This window comes from Shewanella sp. 4t3-1-2LB, assembly GCF_017368415.1.
GTDB classification, from domain to species: Bacteria; Pseudomonadota; Gammaproteobacteria; order Enterobacterales; family Shewanellaceae; genus Shewanella; species Shewanella fodinae.
Genome location: NZ_JAFNJD010000001.1, coordinates 284,629 through 303,316, shown reverse-complemented (window position 1 = coordinate 303,316; position 18,688 = coordinate 284,629). Strand labels below are relative to the sequence as shown.

At 47.7% G+C, this 18,688-nt stretch carries 16 protein-coding genes; 6 read left to right on the top strand and 10 right to left on the bottom strand.

Annotated features, from left to right (window positions below; all coding sequences use genetic code 11):
- Positions 1-193: 193 nt before the first annotated feature.
- From J3L11_RS01320 to aroA, 8 genes are all read right to left on the bottom strand, one after another.
- Positions 194-739, bottom strand: coding sequence for a DUF2058 domain-containing protein (locus J3L11_RS01320; protein ID WP_207569762.1), 546 nt, complete (start codon positions 737-739; stop codon positions 194-196).
- A gap of 9 nt (positions 740-748) precedes the next feature.
- Complete coding sequence (gene pyrF, locus J3L11_RS01315) at positions 749-1,444, bottom strand: orotidine-5'-phosphate decarboxylase (RefSeq protein ID WP_207569761.1); 696 nt, start codon at positions 1,442-1,444, stop codon at positions 749-751.
- 29 nt (positions 1,445-1,473) lie between these two features.
- On the bottom strand, positions 1,474-2,634 hold the full coding sequence (lapB, locus tag J3L11_RS01310; RefSeq protein WP_207569760.1) for a lipopolysaccharide assembly protein LapB: 1,161 nt from the start codon (positions 2,632-2,634) through the stop codon (positions 1,474-1,476).
- Between the two features lies 1 nt (position 2,635).
- Positions 2,636-2,908 (bottom strand): LapA family protein, encoded by a 273-nt coding sequence (locus J3L11_RS01305; RefSeq protein WP_133039187.1) that lies wholly within the window; start codon positions 2,906-2,908, stop codon positions 2,636-2,638.
- Positions 2,909-3,035: 127 nt separating this feature from the next.
- Positions 3,036-3,323 (bottom strand): integration host factor subunit beta, encoded by a 288-nt coding sequence (gene ihfB, locus J3L11_RS01300; RefSeq protein ID WP_133039188.1) that lies wholly within the window; start codon positions 3,321-3,323, stop codon positions 3,036-3,038.
- A 72-nt stretch (positions 3,324-3,395) separates the two neighbouring features.
- Entirely contained in the window at positions 3,396-5,063 is a 1,668-nt protein-coding gene (rpsA, locus tag J3L11_RS01295; protein WP_133039189.1) for a 30S ribosomal protein S1, read from the bottom strand.
- Positions 5,064-5,161: 98 nt separating this feature from the next.
- Entirely contained in the window at positions 5,162-5,857 is a 696-nt protein-coding gene (gene cmk / locus J3L11_RS01290; protein WP_189616414.1) for a (d)CMP kinase, read from the bottom strand.
- A gap of 132 nt (positions 5,858-5,989) precedes the next feature.
- The gene (gene aroA, locus J3L11_RS01285; protein ID WP_207569759.1) at positions 5,990-7,270 is read right to left on the bottom strand and encodes a 3-phosphoshikimate 1-carboxyvinyltransferase; all 1,281 of its coding nucleotides are present in this window, start codon (positions 7,268-7,270) and stop codon (positions 5,990-5,992) included.
- A 372-nt stretch (positions 7,271-7,642) separates the two neighbouring features.
- Between aroA and J3L11_RS01280 the strand changes: the two genes are divergently transcribed.
- Positions 7,643-8,833: an amino acid aminotransferase gene (locus tag J3L11_RS01280; protein WP_207569801.1), complete on the top strand. Its 1,191-nt coding sequence runs from the start codon at positions 7,643-7,645 to the stop codon at positions 8,831-8,833.
- A gap of 57 nt (positions 8,834-8,890) precedes the next feature.
- Here the strand turns inward: J3L11_RS01280 and serC are convergent, their stop codons facing one another.
- Both serC and gyrA read right to left on the bottom strand, forming a co-directional pair.
- Complete coding sequence (gene serC / locus J3L11_RS01275; protein ID WP_189616419.1) at positions 8,891-9,985, bottom strand: 3-phosphoserine/phosphohydroxythreonine transaminase; 1,095 nt, start codon at positions 9,983-9,985, stop codon at positions 8,891-8,893.
- 78 nt (positions 9,986-10,063) lie between these two features.
- A complete protein-coding gene (gene gyrA, locus J3L11_RS01270) occupies positions 10,064-12,766 on the bottom strand; it encodes a DNA topoisomerase (ATP-hydrolyzing) subunit A (RefSeq protein WP_207569758.1) in 2,703 nt (900 codons plus the stop codon).
- A 323-nt stretch (positions 12,767-13,089) separates the two neighbouring features.
- Here gyrA and ubiG point away from each other — a divergent pair, with 323 nt between their 5' ends.
- From ubiG to yfaE, 5 genes are all read left to right on the top strand, one after another.
- Positions 13,090-13,800, top strand: a complete 711-nt coding sequence (gene ubiG, locus J3L11_RS01265; protein WP_207569757.1) for a bifunctional 2-polyprenyl-6-hydroxyphenol methylase/3-demethylubiquinol 3-O-methyltransferase UbiG — start codon at positions 13,090-13,092, stop codon at positions 13,798-13,800.
- Positions 13,801-13,804: 4 nt separating this feature from the next.
- Positions 13,805-14,488 carry an HAD-IA family hydrolase gene (locus J3L11_RS01260; protein ID WP_189616423.1) on the top strand — a complete coding sequence of 228 codons (684 nt, stop codon included), beginning with the start codon at positions 13,805-13,807 and terminating at the stop codon, positions 14,486-14,488.
- A 380-nt stretch (positions 14,489-14,868) separates the two neighbouring features.
- On the top strand, positions 14,869-17,154 hold the full coding sequence (nrdA, locus tag J3L11_RS01255; RefSeq protein ID WP_207569756.1) for a class 1a ribonucleoside-diphosphate reductase subunit alpha: 2,286 nt from the start codon (positions 14,869-14,871) through the stop codon (positions 17,152-17,154).
- 44 nt (positions 17,155-17,198) lie between these two features.
- Positions 17,199-18,329: a class Ia ribonucleoside-diphosphate reductase subunit beta gene (nrdB, locus tag J3L11_RS01250; RefSeq protein WP_207569755.1), complete on the top strand. Its 1,131-nt coding sequence runs from the start codon at positions 17,199-17,201 to the stop codon at positions 18,327-18,329.
- A complete protein-coding gene (gene yfaE, locus J3L11_RS01245; protein WP_189616427.1) occupies positions 18,304-18,639 on the top strand; it encodes a class I ribonucleotide reductase maintenance protein YfaE in 336 nt (111 codons plus the stop codon). The genes nrdB and yfaE overlap by 26 nt, the downstream gene beginning before the upstream one ends.
- Positions 18,640-18,688: the final 49 nt, after the last annotated feature.

The window sequence follows — 18,688 nt, the reverse complement described above, 5'->3', positions numbered from 1 at the left end:
ACCTGAATGACGCCGCTATCGGCATTTTTGAGGCGCATAATCTACTCCAGCTTAAGGGTTTTACAAAATGAGATTTTTTGGGGGTTATCCCTAATTTTATTGAGGATTGTTGCTACATCGAAAAGTAATGACAAAAATTGCATTATTTGCAATTTCTTGGCGTAAAAAAGGCTCCTGATGGAGCCTTTCTTCATTACCACATGAGATCATCAGGGATAACATAATCCGCATAGGGATCTTCTTCATCTTTAGGTTGCAGTCCGGCAGTATCGGCTCGCCATAAATAACCGACCCAATCGGGAACCAACAGGTTAACCCGCTCTGCCAATCGATGAGGAACCAGATAGCTATGATCTTCTAAGCGTACGATACCTAACTTTCCACTAAGTAACTGTTGTTGCAGTGTATTAGTAATATATAACGGGTAGATTTTATTAAGCAGTGTATAGTTAAACTTGATTTCACCATCGCTTGGTAAGCGAATGGCCTGCTTCTTAATTTCGGTGATCAAGCTCCGTACCAGGCCTTTCTCGCTTGCTTCCGCAAAACGTTGTTCATTCAGTTGCTTATCACGTTTTGCCTGCTCCGCTTTTTGTATTGCCACCTGTTGTTTCAGGGCTTCACTGCCATCATCAACATTGGCCTTACGGTTGCGTTTTTTCTGGGTTTTAACATCTTTTATCTTCTGTTTGCTGGTAAGCCCAGCTTTCAACAATTGCTCTTGGAGTGCATTAGCCATAAATACTCCTTAGCGGATGGACTGATATATTGCTTCGAGCGCTGCCAAAGGTTCAGCGGCCTGAGTAATCGGGCGGCCGATAACCAGATAGTCAGCACCGGCATCTAATGCGCTCTTAGGCGTCATAATACGTTTTTGGTCGCCAACATCACTACCTTGCGGCCGGATACCAGGTGTCACCAGCTTAAAATCTTCCCCAAAACGGTGCTTTAGTGTATGAGCTTCTTGTGCTGAGCAAACAACGCCATTCAGACCTGCATCAAAACTCAATTGCGCTAATCGGGTAACCTGTTCGGCAGCCGAGGCATGAACTCCAACTAATTGGAGCTCTTCGCTGCTCATAGAGGTAAGCACCGTTACTGCAATCAATAATGGTGCATTTTCACCATAAGGTAATAAGGCCTTGCGGGCCGCTTCCATCATGGCAAGGCCCCCACTGGCGTGCACATTTACCATCCACACGCCCAACTCCGCAGCGGCAGTTACGGCCTTGGCAACCGTATTTGGAATATCGTGGAATTTAAGATCGAGAAACACATCAAAGCCACGATTCTGGAGCTCTTTTACCAAATCAGGCCCAAACAATGTAAACATCTCTTTGCCAATTTTTAACCGGCAAAGACTGGGATCAAGTTTATCAACAAGCTGTAGTGCCTTAAATTTATTATCAAAATCAAGTGCCACTACAATGGGATTTTCCAACATTTGAACTCCAACTGAACAGTTTTGATGGCTTATTCACCATCCAGACCACGAATACGCTTAATGCTGCCCCAATTTTTGCAGGAAGGACAATGCCAGTAAAGGGTATGTGACGGAAAGCCGCATTCACGGCAACGATAACTGGGACGGAAACGGATCTGTTGTTCAACCAACTGCTCCAGCATCGCCAGACTATCACGCGCCTGCCCTTTCTCCGCTTGGCGAATATGCATCTGCATCAGCAACTGGAAACCGCGCATTGTCGGATGACGATATAATGCGTCAAGCACCAGAGATTCGGCACCTTTTACATCACCGGCGTCCAACATATGCAACGCCAGTGCGACAATGACCGAAGCTCCGGCGCCCTTCTCAATCGCACTGACCAACAACTGTTGGTAATAATGATTATCGCCAGTTGCTTTGAGCAAGCGCTTGGCAAAAGGCAAGGCATCGGCGAATAACTCTGCATCCGCAGTACAGAGTTGTTCTAATGTCTGCCGCACTTCGTCATACTGTTTAAATTCAAGATATATTTTGGAGAGTGCCAGCAATGCCCTGCCGCATGCGCAATCTTGTTTGAGTGCCTGTCGCAACAGTTTAATCTGTGAGCTTTTATCTTCGTTTTCTTCCGCTAACTGGCAGTAGAAATGCGCAATAACTGGTTTCAACGATTGCTGGCTCTTACGGGGTAAACGGCGCGTGATATCGATAGCTTTTTGCCATTCTTTGGTCATTTGATAAATAGCAATAAGCTCTTTCTCGGCGTCTTCTGAGTGATCTTCCTGTCCTGCCAGATTAAGAAAGATTTCCTCTGCCCGGTCATAAAAACCGGCGGCGAGATAGTCCCTGCCAAGTTCCATCATCGCCAAGTCCCGTTGTTCAGTAGCGAGTGATGGCCTGGCAATCAGGTTTTGATGAATGCGAATAGCGCGATCAACTTCACCACGCTTGCGGAATAAAGAGCCCAGCGATAGATGAGTGTCAATGGTTTCATCATCTACATCCAGCATGCTGATGAACAGATCTACCGCTTTGTCAGATTCGTTGGACAATAGAAAATTGAGGCCAGTGAAATAGTCACGGCTCAACTGCTTCTGCTTGAGATTCTGCTTTTGTCTCAGGTTGCGCCGCCCCATATACCAGCCATAAGCGGCAGCAATAGGCAACAGCAAAAAAAGCAGTTCCAACATATCAGGCGTCGTGCTCCTGTTGGGTAGCAGTTAAGGACATAAGCTTTTTCCGAGCACTTTTCAGTGATAGTTTCAGACGGATAATGTAAAAGAAGGCGATGATCCAACTCACCAAAAAACCCGCTAAAAACACCACAGCTAGGACCATCGGCAGACGATATTCGCCCTGTGCAACAAAATAACTAATGGTAACCATCTGTTCATTACGGGAACCAAATACCAACGCCAACACAAACAACAGCGCGAGGACAATTGTGGCTATAAATGACTTCACATTCGACTCCATGAATCGTCGCATTCAATGCTCTGATTATCCAGTAATTTGCTGGAACTGACCAGCATTGCCTTAGCTCTGATATAAAAAAGCCCCCAGTTAAGGAGGCTTTTGATACCAGCAATAATTAAACGATAGTGGCGTCTACCCGTTCGCGCAGCTCTTTGCCGGGCTTAAAGTGCGGCACATACTTACCATCGAGTTCGACAGAAGTCCCGGTTTTAGGATTACGTCCTACACGAGGCGCACGATAGTGTAGTGAGAAACTGCCAAAGCCACGGATTTCGATGCGATCACCGCTTTCCAATGTCTTCGCCATTTGCTCCAACATCTCTTTGATGGCATTTTCCACATCTTTCGCTGACAGCTGCGTTTGCTCTGCTGCGAGTTTTTCGATCAGTTCGGATTTTGTCATCCTCGCTACCCCTATTTTAAGCCAAACACTGGCACCAACGGGCAGGAGCTGAGCCCCTGCCATCAAGGTTCATTATTTGCGGGCTGCCTTGAATGCTTCAGCCATAGCGTTAGTCATAACGACATCTTCCTGTTTATTCAGGTTTGCCATTACTTCTTTCTCTTCGGCTTCGTCTTTCGCACGAATTGACAAGCTGATGGCACGGTTCTTACGATCCACACCCATAAACTTGGCTTCAATGCTATCACCTACATTGTATACGGTAGAAGCATCTTCGATACGTTCACGGCTAATATCAGCTACACGGATGTAACCTTCAACAGTGTCCGCCAGTTCTACAGTCACGCCTTTGGCATCAACAGCAGTTACTGTACCGTTTACAATAGAACCTTTCTTCTTATCTGCCAAGTAGGCATTGAAAGGATCATCTTCAGTCTGTTTTACACCTAGGCTGATACGTTCACGTTCTGGGTCAACTGACAGTACAACAGCAGTGATTTCATCACCTTTCTTGTATTCGCCAACAGCTTCTTCGCCGTTGTTGTTCCAAGAGATGTCAGACAGGTGAACCAGACCATCGATGCCACCGTCCAGACCAATGAAGATACCAAAGTCAGTGATAGATTTGATCTTACCAGTAACTTTATCGCCCTTGGCATAACGGTTGGAGAAGTCTTCCCATGGGTTAGTCTTACACTGTTTCAAACCCAGAGAGATACGACGACGTTCTTCGTCGATATCCAGTACCAGAACTTCCACTTCATCACCCAGGCTAACAACCTTGGATGGGTGGATGTTCTTGTTGGTCCAATCCATTTCAGATACGTGTACCAGACCTTCAACACCTTCTTCGATTTCAACGAAGCAGCCATAATCGGTCAAGTTAGTCACACGACCAGTCAGCTTGGTGTTTTCTGGGTAACGTTTGCTGATTTCCAACCATGGGTCTTCACCCAGTTGTTTCAGACCCAGTGAAACACGAGTACGTTCACGGTCATATTTCAGCACTTTAACAGTGATTTCGTCACCAACATTGACGATTTCAGATGGATGCTTAACGCGTTTCCATGCCATGTCAGTGATGTGCAGCAGACCGTCAACACCACCCAGATCCACGAATGCACCGTAGTCTGTCAGATTTTTAACGATACCTTTAACTGCTTGACCTTCCTGCAGGTTTTCCAACAGGGCGTCACGTTCAGCGCTGCTTTCAGATTCGATAACGGCGCGGCGAGAAACCACTACGTTGTTACGTTTCTGATCCAGTTTGATAACCTTGAATTCCAATTCTTTGTTTTCCAGGTGCGCAGTGTCGCGTACTGGACGAACATCAACCAGTGAACCTGGCAGGAATGCACGGATACCATTCAATTCAACAGTGAAACCGCCTTTAACCTTACCGTTGATAATGCCGATAACGGTGGCATTTTCTTCGTAGGCTTTTTCCAGAACGATCCAGGCTTCATGGCGCTTAGCTTTTTCACGAGACAGTTGGGTTTCACCAAAACCGTCTTCTACGCTATCCAGCGCTACGTCAACTTGGTCACCTACAGCAATTTCCAGCTCGCCTTGGGCGTTCTTGAACTGCTCGGCAGGAATTGGGCTTTCTGATTTCAGGCCAGCGTCAACCAGTACCATGCCGTTTTCGATGGCAACAACAGTACCGCGAACGATAGAACCTGGACGAAATTCCAGTTGTTGAAGGGATTGTTCAAACAGATCAGCAAAAGATTCAGTCATGTTAATTACTTTAAAATTAAAGCCATACTACATCCTGAGCATGGGGTCAGTTCACTAATCTCCTGCATCCTTGCCGGAGATACTAAAATCCACAGGTATCAAACACCTGTGGCGGATAATTTCTCTTCAATGTGTTTCAGCGCTTGCTGAAACACGGCTTCTATGCCAAGACCGGTTGTGTCAATCACCAGCGCATCATCTGCTGGTACTAACGGCGCAACAGCGCGATTCATGTCTCTGAAATCACGCTCTTTAATCTCGGTTAAAAGGCGTTCGATGTTAACATCAAAGCCCTTGTCTCGCAACTGATTATAGCGCCGCTGCGCGCGTTCTTCCGCCGTTGCGGTTAAAAACAATTTGGCGGGGGCATTGGGGAAAACCACAGTCCCCATATCTCGACCATCGGCAATTAACCCTGGGGCAACATTAAATGCCCGTTGGCGCCGTAATAGGGCCTCGCGTACCCGCGGAAAGGCCGCGACTCGGGAGGCGGCATCAGAACATTCCTGAGAGCGAATACTGTTGGTGACATCTTCACCTTCGAGTACAACTTTAGTGGCTTCTTTATCAGTGGCGGCCAGAAATTGCACATCAAGGTGGGTAGCGAGCAAGGTAATGGCTTCTTCATTATCCAGCTCCACATCGTGATGAATTGCAGCAAGTGCCAGCACACGGTAGATAGCGCCGCTATCAAGCAGCTTCCATCCTAACCGGGTAGCCAACATCTGGCTGATGGTTCCTTTTCCCGCTCCGCTGGGGCCATCAATAGTGACGACAGGCGCCCGTTCAGACATAGAATCCTCCACAGTGTAGTGTCGTTCCCAAGCATGCAAGACAGGGCTTGGGAATTAAGCGGGCCGTATTATACATGAATACGACCCACAAGAATGGCGAAATTTCGCAAACAAATCACAGATGCTGTTACGTTAGCGTGACAAAGCGGCAAATTGGCTGAAATAGCCAGGAAAGGTTTTCGAGGTGCAGTCCGGATCGCGGATTGTTACCCCGCAATCAGCAAATGCCAACAGTGAGAAACACATCGCCATCCGATGATCGTTATAAGTATCTATCGCGGCATGAAGCACCTGCTTCGGCGGCGTAATGCAGATATAGTCGTGGCCTTCTTCCACCTCTGCCCCAATTTTGCGTAATTCGGTTGCCATCGCCGCTAAACGGTCTGTTTCTTTGATACGCCAGTTATAGATGTTGCTCAGGCGAGTCTTCCCTGTGGCAAATATTGCTGTCGTGGCAATGGTCATAGCAGCATCGGGGATATGGTTCATATCCATGTCAATCCCTTGTAATTGGCTGCCTCGCGCAATGATAAAATCATCGCCCCATTCAATCTTTGCCCCCATAGTGGCTAATGCGTCGGCAAATTTTACATCTCCCTGAATGCTTTGCCTGCCAACCCCGGTAACCTTAACCACTCCGCCAGCAATAGCGCCTGCGGCAAGAAAATAAGAAGCCGAAGAAGCGTCGCCTTCCACTAACAGTTTTCCGGGCGCGATGTATTGTTGCCCGGCCGCGATATCAAATCGCTGATAGTTATGATGCTTTACTGCAACACCAAACTTTTGCATCAACGCCAGCGTAATATCAATATAAGGTTTTGAGACCAACTCCCCCTGTACTTCAATCGTTACCGCGGACTGTGCCAGCGGGGCCACCATCAGTAGTGCTGTGAGAAACTGGCTGGACAAGCTACCGGCTATTTTTACCGTACCGCCAGTCAAACCGGTGCCGTTTATCCGTAGCGGCGGATAATGGGGATTTTTAAGATACTCAATATCGGCACCTAATTGCCGCAATGCATCCACCAGATCGCCAATTGGACGCTCTTCCATGCGTGGTTCTCCGGTCAAGTCAAACTGCCCGACACTTAATGTGAGCGCCGCACATAATGGTCGCATGGCGGTGCCAGCATTGCCAAGAAACAATGTCAGTGGTGCCGCAGCTGAGAATGGACCAGCATTGCCGTTGACAACACACCGGGTTTTATCTGCAGATAATTCATATTCGATACCAAGTTTGGATAATGCGGCTAACATATGACGGATATCATCTGAATCCAGCAGATTAGTGAGTTCAGTTTTGCCTTTCGCCAATGCGGCAAGTAATAAGGCCCGATTGGAAATGCTTTTTGAGCCGGGAATATTCACTTCACCACTGAAGTGAGCAACGTGTGCTAGATGTAATTCTTTCATAGTTAACTATCTTGATTGACTGCAGTATTCTGCTCGGAAACTGTTATGCGAACGCCAAGCATGAGCGTTATGGCATTCGCCCCCAATATCTTCTGATGTGTTGTTGCCACACAGACCTTGGCGAAAATCTGATGACATAAATTGACTGATTGATTACGGCAGTTCAACCGTTTTACGTCATGCTGCAGCATCTTTGTTCGACGTTGCGTAAAATTCCAGCATCAACGGCATCAAATTAACGTTGTTTTATCGTTTTCAGAAAATAAACCCTGTGTTTACGATTCAGTACAACAACAGTGCTGAGGAGAATTAACATCGCCAGCAAATGCCGCTATGCTAGTCCAACTTATCCTTACCACGACAGAAGTGCCAATGTTTAACCATTTACAAGCAATGCCTGCCGACCCGATCCTGGGACTGTTGAGCCAATTTCGTGACGATCCTCGTCCTATAAAGGTCGATTTGGGTGTGGGCGTTTATAAAGATCCGCAGGGAAACACACCTATCCTTGCTTGCGTAAAAACGGCAGAACGTCTGCGTACAGCAACAGAAACGACCAAAGTTTATATTGGACCTGCGGGCAGCGAAAAATTTAACCGACTCATCAGTCATTTGGCTTTTGGTGCCGATCATTCTGTCATCGAACAGAACCGAGTGCGTAGCGTCTCCACCCCGGGAGGCACTGGTTCGTTAAAAGTAGCCGCCGATTTCATCAAGCGTTGCAACCCGGATGCTACCATGTGGGTTAGCGATCCTACCTGGGCAAACCACGTCAGCCTGTTCAAAAGTGCCGGACTGAAAGTGGAGAATTATCCCTATTATGATCAGCAAAACAATCAGCTAAAATTTGAAGAGATGCTGGCTGCGTTGCGGCAATTAGGCGGTAATGATGTAGTGTTGCTGCACGCCTGTTGCCACAATCCGACAGGACAAGACCTGACAGAAGCCCAATGGGATCAGGTAGTAGCCGTAGCAGTTGAACGCGGATTTACACCGTTGATTGATATGGCATACCAAGGTTTTGGCGACAGCCTTGAGCGAGATGCCTATGGCGTTCGCAAAATGGCTGCTGCGGTCGATGCCATGTTGCTGTGCGCTTCCTGTTCAAAAAACTTTGGACTGTACCGTGAGCGTATTGGCGCTTGTGCGGTCATTACCCAAGATTCCGCAAAAGCGGATATTGCACTGTCAGTCATGCTGCATGCCATTAGAGCCAATTATTCGATGCCACCTGCGCATGGTGCCGCGCTGGTAGAAACAATTTTGAGTTCCGAAGAGCTGTCTCAGCAATGGCTGGAAGAACTGGCGGTCATGCGTAATCGTATCAACGGTAACCGGGCGATGCTGGTCGATAGAATCAAAGCCGCGGGGGTGACCCGCGATTTCAGTTTTATTGCACAGCAGAAAGGGATGTTCTCATTTTTAGGGATTTCGCCAGAACAAGTTGAACAGCTGAAACGCGATTATGGGATTTACATGGTGGGTTCAAGCCGGATGAGTGTCGCGGGGATCACTGAAGACAATGTGGATTATCTGGCGCAATCAATAGCGGCAATCCTTTAAGCCGCGCTGACAAAAAAAGCGACTGCATGCAGTCGCTTTTTTGCTATCTGGGCATATTTAGGCTGTGTGCTTTTCGGCAAACGCACGCATAAAATCAACCAACTTTTGCACTCCTGCCAATGGCATCGCGTTATAGATGCTAGCTCTCATGCCACCAACAATACGATGTCCTTTCAGCGCAACCAGTCCGAGAGCTTCAGCGTCCGCCAAGAAATCCTTATTCAATGCTTCATCCTGCAGCTGAAAAGTGACATTCATGCGCGAGCGATTTTGTGGCGCCACACCATTCTTGTAGAACGCTAACTCATCAATACATTGATACAGCAATTCAGCTTTCTGTTTATTCTGTGTTTCAATGGCCGCCACGCCACCTAACTGTTGCAACCACTTAAAGACTTCTGCCGCTAGATACCAGGCAAAAGTTGGCGGAGTATTGAACATGGAATCGTGTGCAGCGGCAATGCGGTAATCCATAATAGAAGACGGATTGACGGGCGGCAGTTGCAACAGATCTTTTCTGACAATGACGATGCTCAGCCCTGATGGCCCAATATTTTTTTGCGCACCCGCGTAGATCATACCGAACTTACTGACATCCACCTGGCGAGACATGATCGTTGATGACATATCTGCAATAACGGGCCAAGGAGCATCAATCTCTTCAAATATTTCGATACCATCAACCGTTTCATTCGGGCAGTAATGGACGTAACGATATTGTGTTGTTGGGCCATTGAGTTCCGGTAAAGTAACCTGGTTTAATCCATTGACTTTAGAGACCATTTCTATGGTGTCAATCTGCGCTTCGCCCACTAAACGTACGGCTTCGTCTGCTGCTGATTTTGACCATTGACCACTGAGTAAATAAAGCGCCTTACCGTTATTGCCAAGAAAATTATTCACCACTGCCGCAAACTGGCCTCGACCACCACCGTGCATAAACAATACATGGTAGTTATCGGGGATATTCATGAGTTCCCGTAAATCGGCTTCGGATGCTTTGGCAAGGGCAATAAATGGGGCACCGCGATGACTGACTTCCATCACCGATACTCCCTGCCCCTGCCAATCAAGCAACTCGGCTTGTGCTTTAGCCATTACCGGTGGGGGCAACATTGCCGGGCCGGCACAAAAATTATAAACGGTGCTCACTCATTTTCTCCTTGGGCCATAAAAAGCATAGAGACAAAACGAGCGTCACTGAGGACGCCCGTTTTCAACTTTCACAGATTATTCTGCGGTATCTTCATCCTCGGCGGTGTCGCCTTCAAGCTCCGGTGCGTCGGTAATGCCTTCGGCATCGGTATCTTCAGGGATATCATCGTCCTCAGACTGAATTTCGTCAATGCGCTGCAGTCCGACCACTGTTTCGTCTTCAGCGGTACGGATAATGGTCACGCCCTGGGTATTTCGGCCGATCAATGACACCCCAGACACGGGAGTTCTCACCAGTGTACCTTTATCGCTGATCAGCATGATTTCATCATTTTCTGCCGCTTGTACCGCCCCCACTACCGGGCCGTTACGATCGGTGACTTTAATTGAAACCACCCCTTTGGTAGCGCGACTCTTCGCCGGATACTCATCTAACGCAGTGCGTTTTCCAAAACCATTGGCGGTAACGGTAAGAATAGCGTCATCGCTGTGAGGCACGATCAATGAAACGACTTTCTGCCCAGCTTCCAGCGCAATACCGCGAACCCCAGTGGCAGTACGTCCCATCGGCCGCACGCCTTTGAAGCTAATCTGCACTTCGCCGTTTTCATCCAATACTGGATTACCATCTTCGTCAGTTATCGGTGACTCTTCTGCTTCTTTAAAGCGTACAACCTTGCCAGCATCAGAGAACAACATGATTTCGTTGTTGCCATCCGTAATATCGACACCAATCAGCTGGTCGCCTTCTTTGAGGTTCACCGCGATAATGCCGTTACTGCGTGGGCGACTGTATTCGGTTAGCGCTGTTTTCTTCACCGTGCCGTTGGAAGTGGCCATAATAATGTATTTACCCTCTTCGTATTCCCGCACCGGCAGAATAGCGGTGATACGTTCTTCACCTTCCAGCGGTAACAAGTTCACAATCGGGCGACCTCTGGCCTGACGGCTGGCCAATGGCAATTGATAAACCTTCAACCAATACAACTTACCAAAGTCTGAGAAGCACAAAATGGTGTCGTGGGTATTGGCAATCAACAGTTTTTCGACAAAGTCCTCATCTTTCACCTTGGTGGCGGCTTTCCCCTTACCACCACGGCGCTGAGCTTGATAGTCGGTTAACGGTTGATACTTGGCGTAACCTAGATGTGACAGGGTAACCACCACATCTTCTTCGTTAATCAAATCTTCCAGGCTGATATCAGCGGCAGATTCATTAATTTCGGTACGGCGCGCATCACCGAATTGGGTTAATACCTCTTCCAGCTCTTCTTTGATCACTTCCATCAGACGTTCGGAACTATGCAGAATATGCAGCAACCCCGCGATGGTCTGCAGCAGTTCTTCGTATTCCTGAAGGATTTTTTCGTGTTCTAGCCCAGTCAGTTTCTGTAAACGCAGATCCAAAATAGCTTGAGCTTGCTGTTCGGTCAGGAAATACAGCCCTTCATGGATACCGAACTGTGGCTCCAGCCATTCTGGGCGTGCAGCATCATCTCCGGCTTTCTCTAGCATGGCCTGTACATTGCCCAAAGCCCATCCCTGTTCGGTCAGGCGTTGTTTAGCATCGCTTGGGCTAGGAGAGTTTTTGATCAGTTCAATGATGGGATCAATGTTCGCTAGTGCAACCGCTAATGCTTCCAGAATATGGGCGCGCTCGCGGGCTTTACGCAGTTCAAATACGGTACGGCGGGTAACCACTTCACGGCGATGCAGGATAAAAGCTTCCAGCATCTCCTTGATATTAAACAGTTTTGGCTGGCCATTTACTAAAGCCACCATATTGATACCGAAAGAACACTGCATCTGCGTCTGGGCATACAGATTGTTCAGTATCACTTCCCCGACTTCACCGCGCTTGACTTCGATAACGATCCGCATCCCATCCTTATCGGATTCGTCACGCAGTCCACTAATCCCTTCAATCTTTTTGTCTTTCACCAGCTCGGCAATTTTTTCGATCAGGCGAGCTTTATTCACCTGATAAGGGATTTCGGTCACGATAATGCGTTCACGACCGTTATCTTCAGTTTCGAAGTTAGCACGGGCGCGCATAATGACTTTGCCACGACCAGTACGGTAGGCTTCTTCAATCCCTTTTCGTCCATTGATAATGGCTGCGGTTGGGAAGTCAGGGCCAGGGATGCATTCAATCAGTTCTTCTATCGAAAGATCCGGATTAACAATTAATGCCAAACACGCATTAACGACTTCAGTCAGATTATGGGGTGGAATATTGGTGGCCATCCCCACCGCGATACCTGAGGAGCCATTGACCAACAGGTTAGGAATACGGGTTGGCAATACTTCTGGGATCTGTTCAGTACCATCGTAGTTGGGCACGAAATCGACGGTTTCTTTGTCGAGATCGGCCAGCAGATGATGAGCCAAACGCTGCATACGAATTTCTGTGTAACGCATCGCTGCCGCGGCATCACCATCGATGGAGCCGAAGTTACCCTGGCCATCAACCAAGGTATAACGCAGTGAGAATGGTTGCGCCATACGTACGATAGTGTCGTATACCGCGCTGTCACCATGGGGGTGATATTTACCGATAACGTCACCGACCACACGGGCGGACTTTTTATAAGGTTTGTTCCAGTCGTTTTTCAGCTCGTTCATCGCAAATAGCACGCGACGATGAACCGGTTTCAAACCGTCTCGAACGTCTGGCAAGGCCCGGCCCACGATTACACTCATGGCATAATCAAGGTAGGAATTTCTTAGTTCGTCTTCAATGTTGATTGGCGAAATGGATGAAGCCTGATCAGTCATAAACTGCTCGATCCCCTTATATTAAGCTGACAACTTTTGTTCCATGTCATTGTCGAGCCCTACTAACGTAATGGGGCATTCTAACACAGTTCTCCGCCCTCGGAAGACCTGAAAGCGGTCTGCACACAACATTTACATCATCCTCTCGCAATACCGCCCCAAAATAGCAAAATTTGCATAAATTCCACCGAGTTGAGTAATTTATAACCAGTTGTTGAGCGGTGCTTTAGGAAAACCATCAGCGCATACAAATCAACGTACCCACTGCCGGTGTAACTGTGGTTATAATGGCGTGTCTTCTTACTCGTTTTTAAGGTATTGCCATGCAAGAAAATGCCAACGTCGATCCACAAGAAATTGCCAAATTTGAAAACATGGCTGCTGGTTGGTGGGATCCTCAAGGTGAATTTAAACCACTGCATGAACTTAACCCACTACGACTGAATTACATCGACTTGAAAGCTGGCGGTATATTTCAGAAGCAGGTACTAGATGTTGGTTGTGGTGGTGGCATTCTTTCAGAAAGCATGGCCAAAATAGGGGCTAACGTCACTGGTCTTGATATGGGGCATGAACCTCTTGAAATAGCCAAGTTACATGCGCTGGAATCCGCGGTTACCGTCAATTATCAACAACAGACCGCCGAAGAGCATGCCGCTAGCCATCATGCCTATTATGACGTGATAACCTGTATGGAAATGCTGGAGCATGTGCCTGAACCGCAATCCGTTATTAACGCCTGCTGCGCCATGGTAAAGCCACAAGGCTGGGTATTTTTCTCAACCATTAACCGTAATCTGATGTCTTGGGTGCAAACCATCGTTGGTGCCGAATATCTGTTGAAAATGTTACCCGTTGGCACCCATGTTCACAGTAAGTTTCTGCGCCCTTCTGAGCTGATAGCAATGGCGGAGCATACCGACCTGCTCTGCCGTGATGCCGTAGGTATCAAGTACAATCCGCTTAACGGTATCTTTAGTTATACCCCAAGCGTGGAAGTGAATTACATGATTGCGTGCCAGCGGGTGGACTAACATCATGCGATCTAGCCCAGTGTCAGCATTACTGTTTGATCTTGATGGGACGTTAGTCGATACCGCGCCGGATCTGATCGCGGCGGTACATGCCACATTGGCACAAAACGCCATAGAAAGCGCTGTCGATTATGCAGCGCTACGCGCTCAGGCATCGAACGGCTCACTGGCGATGCTGAGAGCGGCGGTACCCCATGCAGATGAGCCACGACTGGAGTCACTCAGAGAGGTAATGTTACAACACTATCAACTTATTAATGGTACGGAGGCAACCCTGTTTGATGGGCTTGCGGAGCTCTTATCCATTGCTAAGACATATAGTATTGCGATAGGCGTAGTCACCAATAAGCCGGCGATATTTACTAAACCGCTGTTATCAAGACTCGGATTGCTAGATCAACTGCAATCGGTCATCAGTGCTGACACCACCCGTTTTCGCAAACCACACCCAGCACCGATGTTGCTGGCAGCGCAGCAATTGCAAACCCACCCAGATAATATCTTGTACGTTGGTGATGCCGAGCGCGACATTATTGCCGCCAAAGCCGCCAATATGCCATCGGCGGCAGCGCTGTGGGGCTACATTAATACCAACGATAACCCGCAACTGTGGCATGCCGATATGATGCTGCAACACCCTACACACTTAACGGCAATTCTTACCGGAGACAGCGTAATAGATCGTTAACGATCGCTGCATATTTTAGCAATCGCGCTGCTCAAATCTGATTGCTGGTATTTTAAACAAAAGTCGCAAATCCCTATATTGACGGCGTTTGTCGCATCTGTCAGGGAACGAATGGGGAGATATCCACAACATATGCCCCGAATCGTCACTTGCAAAACGTTGCTAGCCTCACTATCTTGTTACTCTGTAAATACAAAAACACCACATATTGTGTGTAGGTAACAATCCTAGCCACTAGTCGCAATACCATAATGCGGCAGTGAAAGACTGCTCAGAATCTCTAAATACAGCGTTCAGCAGTTGCCGATGGATTGTTGTACAAAGGACGTTTTGATGGTGTGCGCCATCGTCATTAATGATAAAACCAGGGCCTATCTTCAATGAATAGCAATATGACAGTCACCAAACGTAGTGGCGAAAGAGAGAATATTGATCTCGACAAGATCCATCGTGTGATCACTTGGGCCGCCGACGGTTTGGCTAATGTGTCGGTATCCGAAGTTGAATTGCGAGCGCATCTGCAGTTTTACGATGGTATTCCCACCGAGATTATCCATGAAACCATCATTAAAGCCGCAGCAGATTTGATCTCGCCTGATGCCCCTGATTATCAATTCCTAGCCGCGCGTTTAGCCATCTTCCATTTACGCAAAAAGGCTTTCGGCCAGTTTGAACCACCCAAACTTGCAGAGCATGTCAGCAAGCTGGTGGAAATGGGCAAATATGACCGTCATATCCTAGAAGATTACAGTCTAGAAGAGCTGGATTTGATGGATAGCTATATCGATCATTGGCGCGATATGACCTTCTCTTATGCCGCAGTGAAACAGCTGGAAGGTAAATATCTGGTACAAAACCGGGTCACCCATGAAGTTTATGAAAGTGCTCAGTTTCTCTATATGCTGGTAGCCGCTTGCCTGTTTTCGGGTTATCCGCGTCACAATCGTCTGCAGTACATCAAAGATTTCTACGATGCGGTTTCCACTTTTAAAATATCGCTGCCAACCCCCATTATGTCTGGCGTCCGTACCCCGACTCGCCAGTTCAGCTCCTGTGTGCTTATCGAATGTGGCGACAGCCTAGATTCCATCAATGCCACCTCATCTGCCATTGTTAAATATGTCAGTCAGCGCGCTGGGATCGGTATTAATGCCGGCCGCATTCGCGCACTTGGCAGTCCAATCCGCGGTGGGGAAGCCTTCCACACTGGCTGCATTCCGTTCTTCAAACATTTCCAAACCGCGGTAAAATCCTGTTCTCAAGGAGGCGTACGGGGGGGGGCCGCCACCCTGTTCTATCCATTGTGGCACTTGGAAGTAGAATCACTGCTGGTGCTGAAAAACAACCGCGGTGTTGAAGACAACCGTATCCGCCATTTGGATTACGGAGTCCAAATCAACAAGCTGATGTACCAGCGTTTGATCAAGGGTGAAAATATCACCTTGTTCAGCCCATCCGATGTTCCCGGTCTCTACGATGCATTCTTTGCTGATCAGGATGAATTTGAACGCTTGTATGTTAAATATGAGCAGGATGACGCTATCCGTAAACGCTCTTTACGTGCGGTTGAGCTGTTCTCATTGATGATGCAAGAGCGCGCCTCTACTGGCCGTATCTATATCCAGAACGTGGATCATTGCAACACTCATAGTCCCTTTGATCCACATGTAGCGCCGGTTCGGCAGTCAAATCTTTGTCTGGAAATCGCGCTGCCAACTAAACCGTTGAATGATGTTAATGACGCTAACGGTGAAATCGCGCTGTGTACTTTATCAGCACTGAATCTTGGTGCTATCGAAAATCTTGAAGAGATGGAAAAGCTGGCGGATCTGGCGGTTCGCGCTCTTGATAACCTGCTGGATTATCAGGACTATCCTATTCCTGCTGCGCGCTCTGCCTCGATGAATCGGCGCACGCTGGGGATTGGCGTGATCAACTTCGCTAACTACTTGGCCAAACATGGTGTGAAATATTCTGATGGTAGTGCAAATGCCCTGACCCATCGTACCTTTGAAGCTTTCCAGTACTACTTGCTTAAGGCCTCTATGGTTTTAGCAAAAGAGAAAGGCGCTTGCCCACTGTTTAACGAAACCACTTATGCCCAGGGTATTCTCCCCGTTGATACTTATAAGCGTGATTTGGATAAAATTTGCAGTGAACCTTTGCATCTTGACTGGGAACAACTGCGAGCTGACATCAAGCAATATGGCTTGCGTAACTCTACATTGTCGGCGCTGATGCCCTCTGAAACCTCATCGCAGATCTCCAATGCCACCAATGGCATTGAACCTCCTCGCGGTTTGATCAGCGTTAAGGCCAGTAAAGACGGTCAATTGAAGCAAGTGGTACCGGATTACGAAAAGCTCAAACATAAATACGAGTTGTTATGGCAGATGCCTAGCAATGATGGCTATCTGCAACTGGTGGGCATCATGCAGAAATTTATCGATCAGTCTATCTCAGCTAATACCAACTACGATCCGTCAAAATATGATAGTGGCAAAGTGCCGATGCAAACCTTACTCAAAGATTTGCTGACCGCCTACAAACTTGGGGTAAAAACCCTGTACTATCACAATACCCGTGATGGTGCTTCTGATCGGCACGATGACCTCAGTGTTGAAAAAGAAGATGACGGCTGCGCCGGTGGTGCTTGTAAGATTTAAGGTGAATCGGGGCCTGTCGGCCCCTTTGTTTGGACGAATGAAACATGGCTTATTCAATTTTCTGTCAAACACCCAATGATGCCACCCGTGAACCGATGTTTTTCGGTCAGCCGGTAAACGTGGCTCGTTATGACCAACAAAAATACGAACTGTTTGAAAAACTGATTGAAAAACAGCTGTCGTTCTTCTGGCGCCCAGAAGAAGTGGATGTCTCTCGCGATAAGATTGATTTTGCGCAATTGCCGGAGCATGAAAAGCACATTTTTCTGTCTAACCTGAAGTACCAGACGCTGCTGGACTCTATTCAAGGCCGTTCACCTAACGTGGCATTTCTGCCGCTGGTGTCATTGCCAGAGCTAGAAACTTGGGTTGAAACCTGGTCTTTTTCAGAGACGATTCACAGCCGTTCTTACACCCACATTATTCGCAACATTGTGAATGATCCTTCCGTTGTGTTTGAAGACATTGTGGTGAATCAGGAAATTCTCAAGCGAGCGACTGACATTGCAGACTATTATGACCACCTGATCCAACTGACCCAAGTGTATCATCTGCATGGTGAAGGCGTGTTTACCATCGCCGGTAAGCAACTTTCTGTGACCAGTCGTGACATTAAAAAAGCCCTGTATTTGTGCATGATGTCGGTCAATGCGCTGGAAGCAATTCGTTTCTATGTCAGCTTTGCCTGTTCGTTTGCCTTTGCTGAGCGCAAGCTCATGGAGGGTAATGCCAAGATTATCCGCTTGATCGCTCGTGATGAAGCGCTGCACCTTAATGGTACCCAACACATCATCAATCTGATGCAAGCTGGGCGTGATGATGCAGAGATGGGGGAAATTGCCAAAGAATGCCATCAGCAAGCTTATGATCTATTTCTGCGAGCGGCTGAACAGGAAAAAGACTGGGCCAAGTATCTCTTTAAAGACGGCTCAATGATTGGGCTTAATGAAACCATCCTCATCCAATATGTGGAATATATTACCAATCAGCGAATGAAAGCCGTCAACCTGCCGTTACCTTATCCAGAGCGCAGCAATCCATTGCCGTGGATGAAAAACTGGCTAGAAAGTGACGCTGTTCAAGTAGCGCCACAGGAAGTGGAAGTGTCCTCTTATCTGGTAGGACAGATTGATTCAGCCGTGGATGAAAATGAGTTCTCAGACTTTGATCTTTAAAAAGCGACCAATAGTGTTGCTGCAAGGCGAACCGCTGTTGCTGTGGAACTGGCAGCAACAGTCACAGACGTTGCTGCAGGTATTGGAAGCGAAAAAAGTCAGAATATTCTCTGAGTGTCGCAGTGGTTACTGTGGTTGCTGTCGGACTAAGATCCGTAGCGGTTCAGTGCGTTACCTTATCGAACCGCTAGCGGAACTGGCACCAGACGAGTGTTTGCCCTGTTGCTGTGTGCCAAATGACGATCTGGATCTTGAATTGTCCTGCAACGGTGCGGAAATGCCCTTGCTGAGAGAAAAACGGCACGCTTAAAGCCAGCAGTAGGGTCTTCCGCAAGGAAGACCCTACTGCTGCGAAGCTT

Bases quoted from the DNA above. Each gene is read 5' to 3' on its own strand.
- ubiG (WP_207569757.1), top strand. From the start codon at position 13,090: ATGCAAGAAAATGCCAACGTCGATCCACAAGAAATTGCCAAATTTGAA.
- cmk (WP_189616414.1), bottom strand. From the start codon at position 5,857: ATGTCTGAACGGGCGCCTGTCGTCACTATTGATGGCCCCAGCGGAGCG.
- J3L11_RS01260 (WP_189616423.1), top strand. From the start codon at position 13,805: ATGCGATCTAGCCCAGTGTCAGCATTACTGTTTGATCTTGATGGGACG.
- J3L11_RS01280 (WP_207569801.1), top strand. From the start codon at position 7,643: ATGTTTAACCATTTACAAGCAATGCCTGCCGACCCGATCCTGGGACTG.
- J3L11_RS01320 (WP_207569762.1), bottom strand. From the start codon at position 739: ATGGCTAATGCACTCCAAGAGCAATTGTTGAAAGCTGGGCTTACCAGC.
- lapB (WP_207569760.1), bottom strand. From the start codon at position 2,634: ATGTTGGAACTGCTTTTTTTGCTGTTGCCTATTGCTGCCGCTTATGGC.
- nrdA (WP_207569756.1), top strand. From the start codon at position 14,869: ATGAATAGCAATATGACAGTCACCAAACGTAGTGGCGAAAGAGAGAAT.
- yfaE (WP_189616427.1), top strand. From the start codon at position 18,304: ATGAGTTCTCAGACTTTGATCTTTAAAAAGCGACCAATAGTGTTGCTG.
- aroA (WP_207569759.1), bottom strand. From the start codon at position 7,270: ATGAAAGAATTACATCTAGCACACGTTGCTCACTTCAGTGGTGAAGTG.
- rpsA (WP_133039189.1), bottom strand. From the start codon at position 5,063: ATGACTGAATCTTTTGCTGATCTGTTTGAACAATCCCTTCAACAACTG.
- pyrF (WP_207569761.1), bottom strand. From the start codon at position 1,444: ATGTTGGAAAATCCCATTGTAGTGGCACTTGATTTTGATAATAAATTT.
- gyrA (WP_207569758.1), bottom strand. From the start codon at position 12,766: ATGACTGATCAGGCTTCATCCATTTCGCCAATCAACATTGAAGACGAA.
- nrdB (WP_207569755.1), top strand. From the start codon at position 17,199: ATGGCTTATTCAATTTTCTGTCAAACACCCAATGATGCCACCCGTGAA.
- ihfB (WP_133039188.1), bottom strand. From the start codon at position 3,323: ATGACAAAATCCGAACTGATCGAAAAACTCGCAGCAGAGCAAACGCAG.